Below are 14,395 nucleotides of genomic sequence, written 5' to 3'. Positions count from 1 at the left end.
TTTGCTGGGTTTGTCGAGGAAGGATCTACTGGCTATCCTGATCGCCTGATATGACGGAGAAGTCGACATTCTCCCAATCGCCGGTCCCGGGCCAGAAAAAAGTGAAGATCAGCGTGCTTCCCTTGGGGAGGCTTGCCGTGGGCAGATCGGCGAGATGGATGCCGAAAGCGTTCTCAATCGTCTGGCTGTCGCGGGCGGTCACCCAGTTGTCGGTGCTCCAGCGAACGGTCGCCGCAGCCAGCAGCTCGATGCGCAGCGTCTTGCCGGCCGGCAGCGCGCGGATCTTGTTGTTGAAGCGCCATGTCCTGAACGGCGATGTGGTCTTGTCCTCGATGTAGCGCTTGACGCCTTGCGGCGGCATGTCGAAGACCGCGCCGTCGCGCAGCGAGCGCAACAGCTTGATATGTTCCGAATGCGCCCAGACCAGCGGCATGGCGCTGCCCGAGGGGCGACCGTGCAGCAGTTCGCGCTCAGTCAGGTCGGCGCCGTCCCAGACCTGCTCGGGCAGCAGGCCGCCCGGCCCGCCCGAGCCTTCCAGCGCCGCCAGCAGATTTACCGCCTTGTCCTTGCGCCCCGCCGCCAGCTCGTAATGGGCTCGTTCGCCGGCCAGCAGTGGCCAGGGCCGACCCTGACCGGTGCCGTCGAACGGCGCACCATCCTCGTGCTCGCCATAACCGTCGCCATTGTAGCGATACCAGAGCGACCCTTGCGGCAGGTCGCAGCGCAATTGCGCATCGATGACCTTGACGGTGCCGATGATGCGCGGATCGTCGGCAGCCCTCAGGCCGAAGCGGACGAGCGCCAGCGCATCCGGGCTGACGATCGCCTCGGCCGGCCGGTTGGTATCGCCGGGCGGCCGGTTCTTGATCGGAACGTAGCCGTCCTTCGGCGAGCCGGCCTCGGCGCTGTCGGGCGGTGCGATGCGGACGTAATGACCTTCCACGCCGGCTTGCCGGCAGAGCGCCGTGCCGCTGACATAAGTCCAGCGCTCGACCTGGTCGTTCCAGACATCGGCGGTCTCGCGCAGATAGGCCGCCGCGTCCTGCTTGCCGCAGGCGTCGAGCAGGTCGGCCGCGGCAAGCAGCGCGGCGATCTCGACGGCCAGCGTGAACGGGCTGTAGCCCGCATCCTCCTCCCAGCGGTCCTCGCCGGTGACGGGTCCGTTGCGCACGACATAGCTGGCGGCACGCTCGATCATCGACAGGAAGGTCGCGAGCCTGGCTCGCGACAGATGGCCGGCGCGCCGCAAAGCATCGGCCAGCAGCAGCGGAAAGGCGCATTCGTCCATCTGGATGCCGGGCCAATAGGCGGATCCGTCGAGCCAGGCGTTCTGCGGCCAGTGGCCGTCCGGCTGCTGGATGGAGCGGAGATAGTCGAGGATTTGCAGGGCCGAGGCGGCGTCGCCGGCGGCGAGAAAGCCGCCGGCCGTTTCGACCAGATCGCGCGGCCAGACCAGATGGTAGCCGCCGAGGTCGTCATCGCCCTTGTTGAAGCCCCATGGAATCGAGAGACTTGCGACCGCCGCGCCCGGCACGGCGATCGACCGGTGCGTCGCCAGGACCGCGGTCGAAACGCGATAGAAATTGATCCCGGATTCGCCATGCCGGTCCAGCGGCAGCAGGCCCTTTTGCCACTTGCGCCATGTCTCGACATAGGATTTCGCGGCTGGCTCAAAGCCTCGCTTCAAGCTGGCGAAGGCATTTTCCGCAGCCTCGTCGGGAGTCGCGCCAAAACCCAGCGCCAGCAATGCCTTTGTCTTGGCGGATGTAAAGCCGATCTCGCCGGTCAGCGCGACATTGCCGTCCTCGGCCCGTTGGCAAGCCGCATCAAGCTGGCCTGTGTTGTGGAGTTGCTGCCAGCCGTCGGAGACGCCGACATAGCCGGCCGAGCCGGTTCGCCAGGGCAGCGATGAGGCCAGAGCCAGGCAGGTGCCGCGCCCCGAGGCAAACAGCACGGGCTTTCCCTTGTGGTCGCCGACCAAGGCGGTGTTGCCCATGCCGGCATTGACCAGATGCGGCGCCAGCAAGGCGTAGACGCGGTAGTCACTGGGCGCACCCTTCAGCGGCGTGAAGGTGATCTCCTGCAGCAAAGCGGGCCGCGCCGGGTCGGCAACGATGCGCTTTTCGATCCGGTAGGCGCCGTCGGCGGCGGTATTGATCAGTCTGTAGGCGGGCACGCCGTCCTCGAAGGGCTCGATGGCGTGCACGGCGTCGCGTTTTTCTTCGGAGAAATAGCCGTCGGGGCCGGTGACGATCAGGCCGAGGTCGCGTGTGCAGGCGCTGTCGACGCGCGGATAGTAGATCTCGTTGAGGATGCCATGGCTGATCGTGAACCAGATCTGGCCGGCCGGCGAAAGGGACGTTCCGACGCCACTCTTGGCGCTTGACGTCCAGCGGGCCGGAATTCCCGGGGCGCCCGGAGCAACGATTGGCGTCACTGGCATTCTGTTGCGTTCTCCTGGCCCCTTCCCTAGACCAGGACGCGAACCCTTTTCAATCACTGCACCGCAAGTTGATCGCCGCCGCCAATGGAGCCGTCGTTGACAGCGGCGCCGCGCAGCGTCCACTATTCCCGGCACGGGAGGATCGCGAAAGCCATGCCGGAGGTGTCCCTGGTCCTGATCGACCGGTTGCTGGCGATCTCGCGGGCGCTTGCCGGCCATATCGATCCCGGCACGGCGTTCCGCGCGACAGCCATCGAGATCGGCACGCTGATCCCGCACGATCACATGGATCTGGCGGTGCTGTCGCATGACGGGCGCAGGCACGCCTGTTATGAAGCCGGCTTCCACACCAGCTGGAGCGAGCTCGCCCAGCATCCGCTGCCAACCGAAGTCAGCCCGATCCGCTCGGTGCTCTGGGGCGAGGTGCCCTATCTGCTTGCCGACGACGCATTGCGCGACCAGCGCTTCCACTTCGCCACGGCCATCGACGGGCCGATCTTCGCCGCCAAGCTGCGCAGCCGCATCGTCGTGCCGCTCAGGGCACGCGGCGGCATCATCGGGGCGCTGAACATCAGCCGGCACGAGGTCGGTTGCTACACGCTTGACGATGTCGCGGTTGCCCAGCAATGCGCCGATCTGATCGCCCCCTATATCTTCGCGCTGATCCAGACCGAGGAGGCGCGCCGGGCCATGCTTGCCGAGAGCGAGGCGCGCAACCGCGTCGAACTGCTGCGCGTCGGCGCCTCGCAACTGACCGAAGGCATGGAGCGCGAACGCCGGCGCATGGCCATGGATTTGCACGACCAGACGCTTGCCGACCTCGCCCGCATCGCGCGCCAGCTTTCGGCCTTGCGCGGCCAGGGCGTGGCGCGTGCGGCGCAGCTTGCCGACCTCGAGCAGGAGGTCGCCGGCTGCCTGACGGAACTGCGCCACATCGTCGACGACATGCGGCCGAGCGTGCTCGAACTGTTCGGCCTGCGTGACGCGGTCGAGGCGCATCTCAACCGCAGCGTCGCCAGAGCCAAACCGCCGATCGCCGTGCGCATCGCCGACACCAGCGACGGCGGCGCCGACAGCCTGCCGGAGCCTGTCCGCACCGCGCTCTACCGGATCGTCCAGGAAGCGATCAACAATGCGGTTCGCCACGCCGCGCCGCGCCGCATCGATGTGCTGCTGGCGTCGACCGCGAGCGTGCTGCGGGTTGTTGTCACCGATGACGGCCATGGCTGCGGCACTGTCGATCCGGCGGCGCACGGCGGCATTGGCCATATGCACACGCGGGCAGCCCTTATCGGCGCGCGGTTGCGCATCGGGCAAGCCGGCCGCAGGAGCGGCGGCACCCGTGTCGTCGTCGAGATCGACCGCCAACCGGCTCGGGAATCGGCTGTTGCGGCGGCTGCAACGCTGCCAGGCCAGTTGGCCGTATCGGAGGCCATGTGATGCTTGTGATGATCGCCGAAAATGACGGGCTGCATCGCACATTCGCGCGGCGTACCGTCGAGCAATTGTGGCCCGGCGACGTCGAGGTGATCGAGGCGAGCGACGGCGAGGACGCCATCAACCTGGCGGCCGAGCGCGAGCCGCCGCATGTCGTGCTCGACCTGCAAATGCCTAAGGCAACGGGGATCGAGGTTGCCAGGGCGATCTGGAACCGCCGCGCCGGCACGCACATCCTGTTCTGGTCGAATTTCGCCGACGAGGCCTATGTGCGCGGCGTGGCGCGTATCGTGCCGCCAGGTTCGGTCTATGGCTATGTGCTCAAATCGGCGACGGAGGAAGGCATGCGCTCGGCCCTGCGCGGCGTTTTCCGCGAGGGCCACTGCATCATCGACCGCGAGATACGCGGCATCCAGCACCGCGTCCAGGACAAGTTCGAGGGCATCACCGATGGCGAGTATGAAAGCCTGATCGACATCGCGCTCGGCCTGACCGACCGGGCCATCGCGGCACGCCGCGGCCTGTCGATCCGTGGCGCGCAAAGCCGCATCAAGCATGTCTACGACAAGCTCGGCATCGTGCCGGCGGAGGATGGCGCCAGCGATGCCTCGGTGTTCAACTCGCGGACGCGGGCGATCTATCTGGCCATGGCGCGGGGCCTGATCAACATCGATGCGCTGCGCCGCGAGCAGGACCGGCTCGACGCCTGGCTGGCCCAGGCGCCGCCGGAGCACTGAAGCGCGTCCAGTCGACGCGCTTCAGGTCTTGCTTTTTGTGCATGTCGTTGTCCCAAAACCGCTGCACACTTTTGGGCGACATGCATTGATCCCAGCCCACGCGACTGTGCAAATGCACAGTCGGCGGTGCGCTTTGACCCGTATCGCAACGTCGGCACCGCAACTACGCTCGACCCCATAAAAAGAATATCGGGGAAGCGCTCATGCCATTCGTCACCGTGCGGATTCGCACGGCTGTTCGCGCCGCCGGGAGCCAGTGATGTCGGTGTCGGCGCGCGCCCGCCAGTCCGGCTTCGACGACGTCGTCGGCGATGCGACGATCGAAACGCTGGCGAGCGGTTTCGGCTTCCTCGAAGGGCCGGTGTGGCATCCCTACGAGAAATGGCTGGTCTTCTCCGACATTCCGGAAAGCCGCATGTACCGCCGCAGTGCCGCGGGCGAGATCGAACTGTTCCGCGAGCCCAGTCACAAGGCCAATGGCAACACGCTGGATCGTCAGGGACGGCTGGTCACCTGCGAGCACGCGACGAGCCGGGTGACCCGCACCGAGCCCAACGGCAGCGTGACGGTGCTTGCCACGCACCACAAGGACAAGCAGCTCAACAGCCCGAACGACATCGTCGTTGCCACTGGCGGATCGATCTACTTCACCGATCCGGCCTATGGCAGGGTGGAGTTCTATGGCGTGCCACGTCGCCAGGAGCTGCCGTTCCAGGGCGTCTACCGCATCGATGGCGAAGGCGCCCGGCTGACATTGCTGGCCGACGATTTCGCCCAGCCGAATGGGCTTTGCTTCTCGCTGGACGAGTCGCGGCTGTTCATCAACGATACCGAGCGAGGACACATCAGGGTGTTCGGCGTCGAGGCCAACGGTGACCTCAACGGCGGCGCGGTGTGGGCGGTGACCGAGGGCGAGGAGCCGGGAGCGCCAGACGGCATGAAGATCGACAGCCGCGGCAATGTCTACTGCACCGGTCCCGGCGGCATCCATGTCTTCGACGCTTCAGGGTCCATTCTGGGTGTCATCCGGACGCCGGAAGGCTGCGCGAATTTTACGTTCGGCGACGACGATCTCAGCAGCCTCTACATCGCCGCGTCGACGTCGCTGTACCGGCTCCGGGTGCGTGTGCCGGGATTGAGACTGTTTTGAGAGCGGGACCATCCGTGCTCAAATCAGAATGGGAGTGAGGAATTCAGAGTGGGAATGAGGCTGGGGTCAAAACCGGCGAAAACTGCAGCAGTCAACATCTGGGAGGATTACGACATGAAGAAATTGTTTGTCTTGGGCGCTTTGGCGGCGATGCTCGCCTCGGGCACCGCACTCGCTGACACCAGTGGCAAGAAGATCGCCTTTTCCAACAACTATGCCGGCAATTCGTGGCGGCAGGCGATGCTCGACAGCTATGGCATCGTCACCAGGAAGGCGGTCGCCGACAAGGTCGTCGGCGCGGCCGATATCTTCACCACCGCCGACAAGGAGGTGCCGACACAGGCCGCGCAGGTGCAGAACCTGATCCTGCAGGGCTATGACGCCATCGTCATCAACGCCGCCTCGCCGGACGCGCTCAACGGCGCCATCAAGCAGGCCTGCGACGCCGGCATCACGGTCGTCTCCTTCGACGGCACCGTCACCGAACCTTGCGCCTATCGCGTCGTCGTCGACTTCAAGGACATGGGCAAGCAGGAAGTCGAGCAGATGGCCAAGTTCCAGCCCAAGGGCGGCAATCTGCTGGAGATCCGTGGCCTTGCCGGCACCTCGATCGACGATGCCATCCATGCCGGCATCCTCGAAGGTGTGGCCGCCCATCCCGAGTTCAAGATCGTCGGCTCGGTGACCGGCGACTGGGACCAGACGACGGCGCAGAAGGCGGTCGCGACCATCCTGCCGTCGCTGCCCGACATCGTCGGCATCGTCGACCAGGGCGGTGACGGCTACGGCGCGGCGCAGGCCTTCGCCGCCGCCGGCAAGCCGCGTCCGACCATCATCATGGGCAATCGGCAGGACGAGTTGCAATGGTGGAAGGAACAGAAGGACAAGGACGGCTACAAGACCTGGTCGGCGTCGATCGCGCCGGGCGTGTCGTCGCTCGCCTTCTGGGTGGCGCAGCAGGTGCTCGACGGCCGCAAGGATATTCCGCACGATCTGCTGGTGCCGTACCTGGCCTTCACGCAGGACGATTTCGAAACCGAGCTGCCGAAGATCGTCAAGGGCGGCGTCGCCAGCCACGAATACACGCAGGAAGATGCGATCGCGGCCATCAAAGCCAACATCAAGTGAGTGTCGAAGAAGCGTTGCCGTCCGTATCGCCGAGCGGATATCGTTGAGCATGCCTGAAGGGAACGCTGACATCATCAGACTGAACGGCGCCGAAAAGCATTTCGGCGCCGTTCGCGCTCTGGGCGGGGTGGATTTTCATGTCGGCCCCGGCGAATGCGTCGGCCTTGTCGGCCACAATGGTGCCGGCAAGTCGACGCTGATGCATATGGTGGCGGGCACGCTGTTGCCCGACAGCGGCCAGATCGTCGTGCATGGCGGCATCGAGGACAAGCACTCGGTGTCGCGGGCGCAGCAGCTCGGCATACGCTGCGTCTTCCAGGAACTGTCGTTGTGCCCCAATCTCAGCGTCGCCGAGAACACGCGCATCAACCACGCGTCGCTGCGCGGGCTCGGCTGGCGGCGCAAGGCGGCGGATCTGATCGCCGCCAAGCTCGACGAGATTTTTCCCGGCCACAGCATCTCCGCGGCCGACATCGTCGGCGATCTGTCGATCGGCCGGCGCCAGATGGTCGAGGTGGCACGCGCCTTCACCGTCACCCAGGATAGGCTCGACCTCGTCATCCTCGACGAGCCGACATCGTCGCTGGACGCGCATACGGCCGGCCAGCTGCTGGCCTTCGTGCGCCGTTTCGTCGCCGGCGGCAAAAGCTGCATCCTGATCTCACATGTGCTGGGCGAAGTGCTGCGCAACGCCGACCGCATCGTGGTGATGCGCGACGGCAAGATGGTTGTCGCTGACGCGGCAAGCGCCTTCGACCGCGACCGGCTGGTGACGGCGATGGGCGGGGCGGAAGCCCGCCAGAAGATCACGGCGCAAGCCGCCGCCGCCAAGCCCGGCGCCAGTCCGCTGCGGGTGCGGGCGCGGCCTGCCGGGCAGAAGGACGGCACCGACCTTGTCGCCTGCGCCGGCGAGGTCATCGGCCTTGCCGGGCTGGCGGGCCACGGCCAGACCGACCTGCTGCTGGCGATCTTTAGCGCGGCATCGCGCGCCCGGGCCAGTATCGAGGTGACCGCGCCGGTGGCGCTGGTGGCCGGCGATCGTCAGTCGGATGGCATTTTTCCGCAATGGTCGATTGCGCAGAACATCGGCATCCGCTCGCTGGCACGCCTGCGCAACGGGCTTTTGATCTCGCCGCAGCGCGAGGCCGAGCTTGCCCAGTTTTGGCAAAAGAAGATCGGCATCCGCACGCCGGACATGAACAACAACATCTTCTCGCTGTCGGGCGGCAACCAGCAGAAGGCGCTGTTTGCCCGGGCGCTCGGCTCGGACGCCGGGATCGTGCTGATGGACGATCCGATGCGCGGCGTCGATATCGGCACCAAGCTAGAGGTCTACGAACTCGTGCGCGAAGAGGCCAGCCGCGGCCGCACCTTCCTCTGGTACACGACGGAAACCGAAGAGCTCGACAATTGCGACCACATCTATGTCTTCAAGAACGGCCGCATCGTCGCCAATCTGCACCGCGACGAACTGACCGAAGAGAAGATCATCCAGTCCTCGTTCGGCGATGCGGCCTGAGATGACGGCCGCCAGCCTCAACCCCGCTGCCAGGAGCTCCGCCGAGCGTGGCGCGCTGGCGCCTGCCCGCCTGCTGCGCGGGCTGCTGCCGGCGCTGTCGCTGGCGCTGGTGCTGATCGCCATCGCCTGGCTCAACCCGCGCGCCATCAGCTATTTCGGCTTCAGCCTGATGCTGAACCTGGCGATCCCGATCGCGCTGGCGACGATCGCGCAGATGTTCGTCATATCAGGCAACGAGCTCGACCTGTCGATCGGCACCTTTGTCGGCTTCGTCGGCTGCGTCACGGCGACCTGGCTGAAGGACGCGCCGCTCATCGGCGTCGCCATCCTGCTCGGGTCGGTCGGCGTCTACGCGCTGCTCGGCGCGCTGATCCATCTGCGCAACCTGCCCTCGATCGTGGTGACGCTGGGCATGAGCTTCGTCTGGCAGGGGTTGGCCATTCTCGTCCTGCCCAAACCGGGCGGCAAGGCGCCGGACTGGCTGCTGGCGACCATGGCGTTCAAGCCGCCTTTCGTGCCGTTCCCGATCATCGCCGCGCTGCTGATCGGGCTGGTCGTTCATTTCGGGCTGATGCGCACCTCCTATGGCGTGATCCTGCGTGGCTCCGGCGGCAATCCGGCGGCGCTCGGCCGCGCCGGCTGGTCGCTGCTCAAGACCAAGATCGTGCTGTTTTCGCTGGCCGGCCTGTTCGGCGTGCTGTCCGGTATGGCGCTGATCGGCATCACCACTTCGGCCGACGCCAATATCGGCAATGGCTATACGCTGCTGGCGATTGCCGGCGTCATCCTCGGCGGCGGCGAATTCGTCGGTGGCCGGGTGTCGCCGATTGGTGCTGTGATCGGCGCGCTGACGCTGGCGCTGGCCGCCTCGCCGCTGCTCACCTTCATGCACATTCCGCCCGACTGGCAGGTCGCCGCCAACGGCGCCATCCTGATCATCGTGCTGGCGGCACGCGTCCTGATCAGCCGCAGGGAGAGGTAGCCATGGCGGTGTTGAAACCACTGCTTGCCAAGCCCTGGATCTGGTCGTTCCTCGGCGCGCTGCTGGTGTGGCTGGCGACGATCGCCTTCACCGGCGGCTATGGCGCCGGCGGCATGGTCACGGCGGCGCTGTCGCTCGCGGTGTTCACGGTTATCGTCGGCGTCGGCCAGATGTTCGTCATCACGCTCGGGCCGGGCAATGTCGATCTGTCGCTGCCGGCCAATATCGGCCTTGCCAGCGCCGTCGCCATGAAGGTGATGGACGGTAACGACTCCATGATCGCGGTCGGGCTTTTGGCGGCGCTCGCCTGCGGCATGGCGGTCGGCGCGGTCAACTATCTGCTGATCTGGGCGCTGCGCATTCCGCCGATCATCGCCACGCTGTCGGCCAGCTTCATCATCCAGTCGATCGATATCAGCTATGGACGCGGGTTGCAGATCAAGCCGCCGCCCGGTTTCGCCGATTTCGCCAACTGGCAGATCCTGGGCATTCCGGCGCTGGCGATCCTTGCCGTGCTGTTCACGATCGGTGCTGCCATCGCGCTGCAGCGCATGATCTATGGCCGCTCGGTGCTGGCGATCGGCCAGAATATCCGTGCCGCGTGGCTCGCCGGCGTCAATGTCGGCCGCATCCGCTTCCTCACCTACACACTGTCGGGGGCGCTTGGCGGCATCGACGGCGCGCTGCTCGCCGGCTATTTCCGCGGCGCCAATGTCGACATCGGCAATGAGTATCTGCTCGCCTCGATCGCCGTCGTCGTCATCGGCGGCACCTCGGTGGCCGGCGGCAAGGCCAATGTCCCAGGCGTCTGGGGCGCGGCGCTGTTCCTGGTGCTGCTTTTGACCATGCTCAACACGTTCGGCGTCAGCGCCGGGGTGCGGTTGTTGCTGACAGGGCTGATTATCGTTGGGGTGATCACGGCGGCGGGCGGGCAGAAGGCGCTGCGGTGATCCGCACCTTCGTCATCCTCGGGTCTGCGCCGCGTCGCTGCGCTCCTTGCTCCGCCCTAGGACGACGAGGTTACGGCCTGCAGATGCCGCGCCAGCATCAGCCGCAGTTCTTCCAGCACGCCGTCGCGCAGTCTTTTCTCGCCAACCAGCGCCAGAGGAATGCGCATCAGTTGCGGCACGATGACAGCCAGCCGCTCGGCCTGGCCTGAAGGCAGCGGTGGTTCGGCCTGTGCGAACAGCGCGGCGATCTGGTCACGCCGGCGCGCCCGCATCTTGCGCCGCCAGCCGTCGTCGCCGGGCAGGTCGAGTAGCCTGATGATTCTTGGCCTCGCCGTCAGCCTGCCGCAGAGCATGGAGGCCGGCCTGCTGGCGCAGCACGTGCCGGAAGCGGTTGCGCATCAGATCGCCAACATGCCGCCGGTCGCCAGCCTTTTCGCTGCCTTCGTCGGCTACAACCCGATGGGCGAGCTGATCCCGGGCGATGTGCTGCACGCATTGCCGCAGCAGAGCATCGACACGCTGACCGGCCATGCCTTCTTCCCCGAGCTGATGTCGGGACCGTTTAAGCATGGCCTCGTCTTCGCCTTCACCTTCTCGGCCATTCTCTACCTTGTCGCGGCCTTCGCCTCCTGGCGTGGCGGTCGCGGTGCCGGCGTCACGATGCCGGAGGTGATGGCTGCAGAAACCGCCGGCCAGCGCTAGTCATTGTGCCAGGCGGTTCCCATCCGTGTCATGGCGCTGTAAATCCCGTCCGCGCGGCCCCAAGCCGCTCACCAATTGCTGGGAGGTTTTGCGTGTCCGATTTCCTGAAGGTCAGCCGCGACGGCGACGTTGCGGTCATCACCATCGACAATCCGCCCGTCAACGCGCTGAGCTTCCATGTCCGCGAGCCACTGATGCAGGCGCTGGTTGAGCTGCGCGACGAGCCATCGGTCGCCGCTATCGTCATTGCCTGCGCCGGGCGGACCTTTGTCGCGGGCGCCGACATCACCGAATTCGGCAAGCCGGTCCAGCAGCCCGATCTGCGCGCCATCGTGGCGACGTTGGAAACCATCGCCAAGCCGACAATCGCCGCCATTCACGGCACCGCGCTCGGCGGCGGCCTGGAACTGGCGCTCGGCTGCCATTTCCGCGTCGCCGATGCCAGCGCCAAGCTCGGCCTTCCCGAGGTCAAGCTCGGCCTGTTGCCGGGCGGCGGCGGCACGGTGCGGCTGCCGCGCCTGGTCGGCGCGCTGAAGGCGCTGCGGATGATCGTTTCCGGGGCGCCGATCGGTGCTGAAGAGGCGCATGCCGCCGGTGTGGTCGATGCCGTTTTCGAAGGCGATCTGACCACGCATGCCGTGAATTTCGCCAGGGAAATAGCCCGCAAGGGTGCTCCCTTCACGGCTGTGCGCGATCGCGATGAAAGGCTTGGGGAAACCGACCTTGCGGCCTTCGACGCCGAGGCGGCGAGCCTTGCCAAGAAGGCACGCGGCCTCGAGGCGCCGATCGCCTGCGCGCAGGCAGTGCGCAACGCCGTTACGCTCCCGTTCGACGAGGCGCTGACAGCGGAGCGAGCGCTGTTCGTGAAGCTCGTCGCCAGCGACCAGTCGCGGGCGCAGCGGCATCTGTTTTTCGCCGAACGTGAAGCGGCAAAGATTTCCGGCAAAGATGTTGGCAAGCGCAGGATCGCCCGAGTCGGCGTCATCGGTGCCGGGACCATGGGCGGCGGCATCGCCATGGCCTTCGCCAATGGCGGCTATCCCGTCACCTTGCTGGAAACCAGCCATGAGGCGCTGCAGCGCGGGCTGGCGACAATCGACAAGAACTACGCCGTTTCCGTCACGCGCGGCTCATTGACCGAAGATGCCAAGCGCGAGCGGCTTGGCCAGTTCAAGGGCTCCACCGGCTATGCCGATCTCGCCGATTGCGACCTGATCGTCGAAGCGGTGTTCGAGGACATGGCGGTCAAGAAGGAGGTTTTCGCCAGGCTCGACGCGGTGGCCAAGCCGGGCGCCATCCTTGCCACCAACACCTCCTATCTCGACATCAATGAAATCGCCGCCTCGACCTCGCGGCCGCAAGATGTGCTTGGCCTGCATTTCTTTTCGCCAGCCAATGTCATGAAGCTGCTGGAGATCGTGCGGGCGCAGAAGACCGCGCCCGACGCGCTGGCGAGCGTCGTCGACCTGGCGCGGCGGATCGGCAAGGTGGCTGTCGTCGTCGGCGTCTGCCACGGCTTTGTCGGCAACCGAATGCTGGCCGCGCGTGGCGCCGAATCCGAAGCGCTTCTGCTGGAAGGCGCCACGCCGCGCCAGATCGACCAGGCGTTCACCGATTTCGGCTGGCCGATGGGGCCGTTCCAGATGGGCGATCTCGCCGGTCTCGACATCAGCTGGCGCAACCGCAAGGCGCGCGGCCAGACGGCCGTCATCGCCGACACGCTGTGCGAGCAAGGGCATTTCGGCCAGAAGACCGGCCGTGGCTTCTATCTCTACGAGGCCGGCGCGCGCACGCCGGTTCCCGACCCGCAAGTCGAGGCGCTGATCCGCGACAAGGCGGCACAGATGGGCATCGCGCCGCGCGCCATCGGCGCGGAAGAAATCATCGAGCGCACGCTCTATCCGCTGGTCAACGAGGGCGCCAAGATTCTGGAGGAAGGGATCGCGGCCCGCGCCTCCGACATCGATGTCGTCTGGGTCAACGGCTATGGTTTTCCCGTCGGCAAGGGCGGCCCGATGTTCTGGGCCGGACTTGAAGGGGCGGTCAAGATCATCGAACGGCTCGAATACTGGCATGAGCGGACCGGCAAGGACGTGTTCAAGGTGGGTCCGCTGCTCCGGCGGATGGCCGAGACCGGTTCCTGGGAAGCCGGCGCGACAGCCTGATCGCGCCGTCCCAGCGGGGAGACACCGGCTACCTGATCTCTCGCCAGGGCAATCGCATATGGATTCTTGCGAAGAAGGACCCCCACCCTAACCAACCGGGGCGAGCCACGGGTCTCGCCCGTCCTTCGGACCCCCACAAGGGGGAGGGAATGCTGCCGCGCGCCCTTGTTCATCATACTCAGCGTCGAACTTCAGCAATTTGCCGAGATCAGCGCCTATAGGAGACTCCCTCCCCCTTGTGGGGAGGGTAGGGGTGGGGGTATTCGTAGGGCGAAAACCTCAGCTTCCCATATGCGATTGCCCTGGGTCTCTCGCCAGCACGAAATCGTGCTCGACCTCCCAGAATGGGTTGGCGAATTCGAGGCCCTTGGCGCGCGCCGGATCGTCGACGCGCGTGAACTCGGCCAGCAGGCTCTCCTTCACCCCGAACACCGCGTCCGAGTTGATGTAGGGGTCGTCGGGGTCGAAGATGTGGGTGGTCAGCGTCTCGAAGCCGTCGGCTTTCAGGATGTAGTGCAGATGCGCCGGGCGATAGGGATGGCGGCCAAGCGCATGCAGCAGCTTGCCGACCGTGCCGTCGTCGGGGATCGGGTAGAATTTCGGCTTCACCGCGCGGAACCAGTAGCGGCCATCGGCGCCGGTGCGGAAGACACCGCGCAAATTGAAGTCGGGCAGGATGCCCTTCTGCTGCACGTCATAGAAACCCTCGTCATTGGCCTGCCAGACATCGAGCACGGCACCGGCGATCGGCTTGCCCTGGGTGTCGAGGATGCGGCCATGGATGAACATGTCCTCGCCCTTCTGGTCGAGGCAGATGTTGGCGCCCATCGGCAGTTCCGGCGCATCGGCGATGTGGAAGGGGCCGAGCACCGTCGATTCCGAGGCGCCCGAGGGTTTGCGGTTGTTGATGGCGTCGACCAGCATCGACACGCCGAGCACATCCGACAAAAGGATGAACTCCTGCCGCCATTCGGTCGACAGCTGGCCGGTCCTGGTCAGGAACAGGATCGCCTCGAACCATTCCTCCTGCGTCGGGTCGATCTCCTTGACCGCCTCGTGCAGCTTGCGGGTGATGACCTCCATCACCGTCTTCAGCCGTTCGCTTTTGGCGTTGCGGTTGCGGCCGGTGACGACCTCGACCGAATTCTCCTCGGTGAAGAAGCCCTTTTCGTGCGCTTCCAT

Annotated in this window: 12 protein-coding genes; 9 read left to right on the top strand and 3 right to left on the bottom strand. The window is 65.9% G+C overall.

The genetic code is table 11. The features are described 5' to 3' along the window. Window positions 1-25: 25 nt before the first annotated feature. The gene (locus BPNPMPFG_RS20965; protein WP_258590582.1) at window positions 26-2,443 is read right to left on the bottom strand and encodes a glucan 1,4-alpha-glucosidase; all 2,418 of its coding nucleotides are present in this window, start codon (window positions 2,441-2,443) and stop codon (window positions 26-28) included. A gap of 153 nt (window positions 2,444-2,596) precedes the next feature. Here BPNPMPFG_RS20965 and BPNPMPFG_RS20960 point away from each other — a divergent pair, with 153 nt between their 5' ends. The 7 genes from BPNPMPFG_RS20960 to BPNPMPFG_RS20930 all read left to right on the top strand — a co-directional run bounded on the left by BPNPMPFG_RS20960 (window position 2,597) and on the right by BPNPMPFG_RS20930 (window position 10,346). Continuing rightward, the gene (locus BPNPMPFG_RS20960) at window positions 2,597-3,883 is read left to right on the top strand and encodes a histidine kinase (protein ID WP_258590581.1); all 1,287 of its coding nucleotides are present in this window, start codon (window positions 2,597-2,599) and stop codon (window positions 3,881-3,883) included. Continuing rightward, entirely contained in the window at window positions 3,883-4,617 is a 735-nt protein-coding gene (locus tag BPNPMPFG_RS20955) for a response regulator transcription factor (RefSeq protein WP_111548490.1), read from the top strand. Before BPNPMPFG_RS20960 ends, BPNPMPFG_RS20955 begins: the two co-directional genes overlap by 1 nt. A 259-nt stretch (window positions 4,618-4,876) precedes the next feature. Next, a complete protein-coding gene (locus tag BPNPMPFG_RS20950) occupies window positions 4,877-5,767 on the top strand; it encodes an SMP-30/gluconolactonase/LRE family protein (protein WP_258590580.1) in 891 nt (296 codons plus the stop codon). Window positions 5,768-5,881: 114 nt separating this feature from the next. Continuing rightward, window positions 5,882-6,895 carry an ABC transporter substrate-binding protein gene (locus BPNPMPFG_RS20945; RefSeq protein ID WP_258590579.1) on the top strand — a complete coding sequence of 338 codons (1,014 nt, stop codon included), beginning with the start codon at window positions 5,882-5,884 and terminating at the stop codon, window positions 6,893-6,895. A 49-nt stretch (window positions 6,896-6,944) separates the two neighbouring features. After that, complete coding sequence (locus BPNPMPFG_RS20940) at window positions 6,945-8,414, top strand: sugar ABC transporter ATP-binding protein (RefSeq protein ID WP_258590578.1); 1,470 nt, start codon at window positions 6,945-6,947, stop codon at window positions 8,412-8,414. A gap of 1 nt (window position 8,415) precedes the next feature. Beyond that, window positions 8,416-9,396 carry an ABC transporter permease gene (locus BPNPMPFG_RS20935; RefSeq protein WP_258590577.1) on the top strand — a complete coding sequence of 327 codons (981 nt, stop codon included), beginning with the start codon at window positions 8,416-8,418 and terminating at the stop codon, window positions 9,394-9,396. A gap of 2 nt (window positions 9,397-9,398) precedes the next feature. Further along, on the top strand, window positions 9,399-10,346 hold the full coding sequence (locus BPNPMPFG_RS20930) for an ABC transporter permease (RefSeq protein ID WP_258590576.1): 948 nt from the start codon (window positions 9,399-9,401) through the stop codon (window positions 10,344-10,346). Window positions 10,347-10,402: 56 nt separating this feature from the next. Here BPNPMPFG_RS20930 and BPNPMPFG_RS20925 read toward each other — a convergent pair whose 3' ends face one another. Beyond that, window positions 10,403-10,618, bottom strand: a complete 216-nt coding sequence (locus BPNPMPFG_RS20925; RefSeq protein WP_258590575.1) for a hypothetical protein — start codon at window positions 10,616-10,618, stop codon at window positions 10,403-10,405. Window positions 10,619-10,661: 43 nt separating this feature from the next. Between BPNPMPFG_RS20925 and BPNPMPFG_RS20920 the strand changes: the two genes are divergently transcribed. Together BPNPMPFG_RS20920 and BPNPMPFG_RS20915 are read left to right on the top strand one after the other, a co-directional pair. Then, on the top strand, window positions 10,662-11,048 hold the full coding sequence (locus BPNPMPFG_RS20920; protein ID WP_258590574.1) for a hypothetical protein: 387 nt from the start codon (window positions 10,662-10,664) through the stop codon (window positions 11,046-11,048). 92 nt (window positions 11,049-11,140) lie between these two features. After that, window positions 11,141-13,213 carry a 3-hydroxyacyl-CoA dehydrogenase NAD-binding domain-containing protein gene (locus BPNPMPFG_RS20915; protein WP_258590573.1) on the top strand — a complete coding sequence of 691 codons (2,073 nt, stop codon included), beginning with the start codon at window positions 11,141-11,143 and terminating at the stop codon, window positions 13,211-13,213. Between the two features lie 279 nt (window positions 13,214-13,492). Here the strand turns inward: BPNPMPFG_RS20915 and BPNPMPFG_RS20910 are convergent, their stop codons facing one another. Continuing rightward, on the bottom strand, window positions 13,493-14,395 hold the full coding sequence (locus tag BPNPMPFG_RS20910) for an intradiol ring-cleavage dioxygenase (RefSeq protein ID WP_258590572.1): 903 nt from the start codon (window positions 14,393-14,395) through the stop codon (window positions 13,493-13,495).

The sequence above is a fragment of the Mesorhizobium sp. AR07 genome, assembly GCF_024746815.1.
Classification (GTDB): Bacteria; Pseudomonadota; Alphaproteobacteria; order Rhizobiales; family Rhizobiaceae; genus Mesorhizobium.
This window is presented reverse-complemented; position numbering and strand designations above follow the sequence as displayed.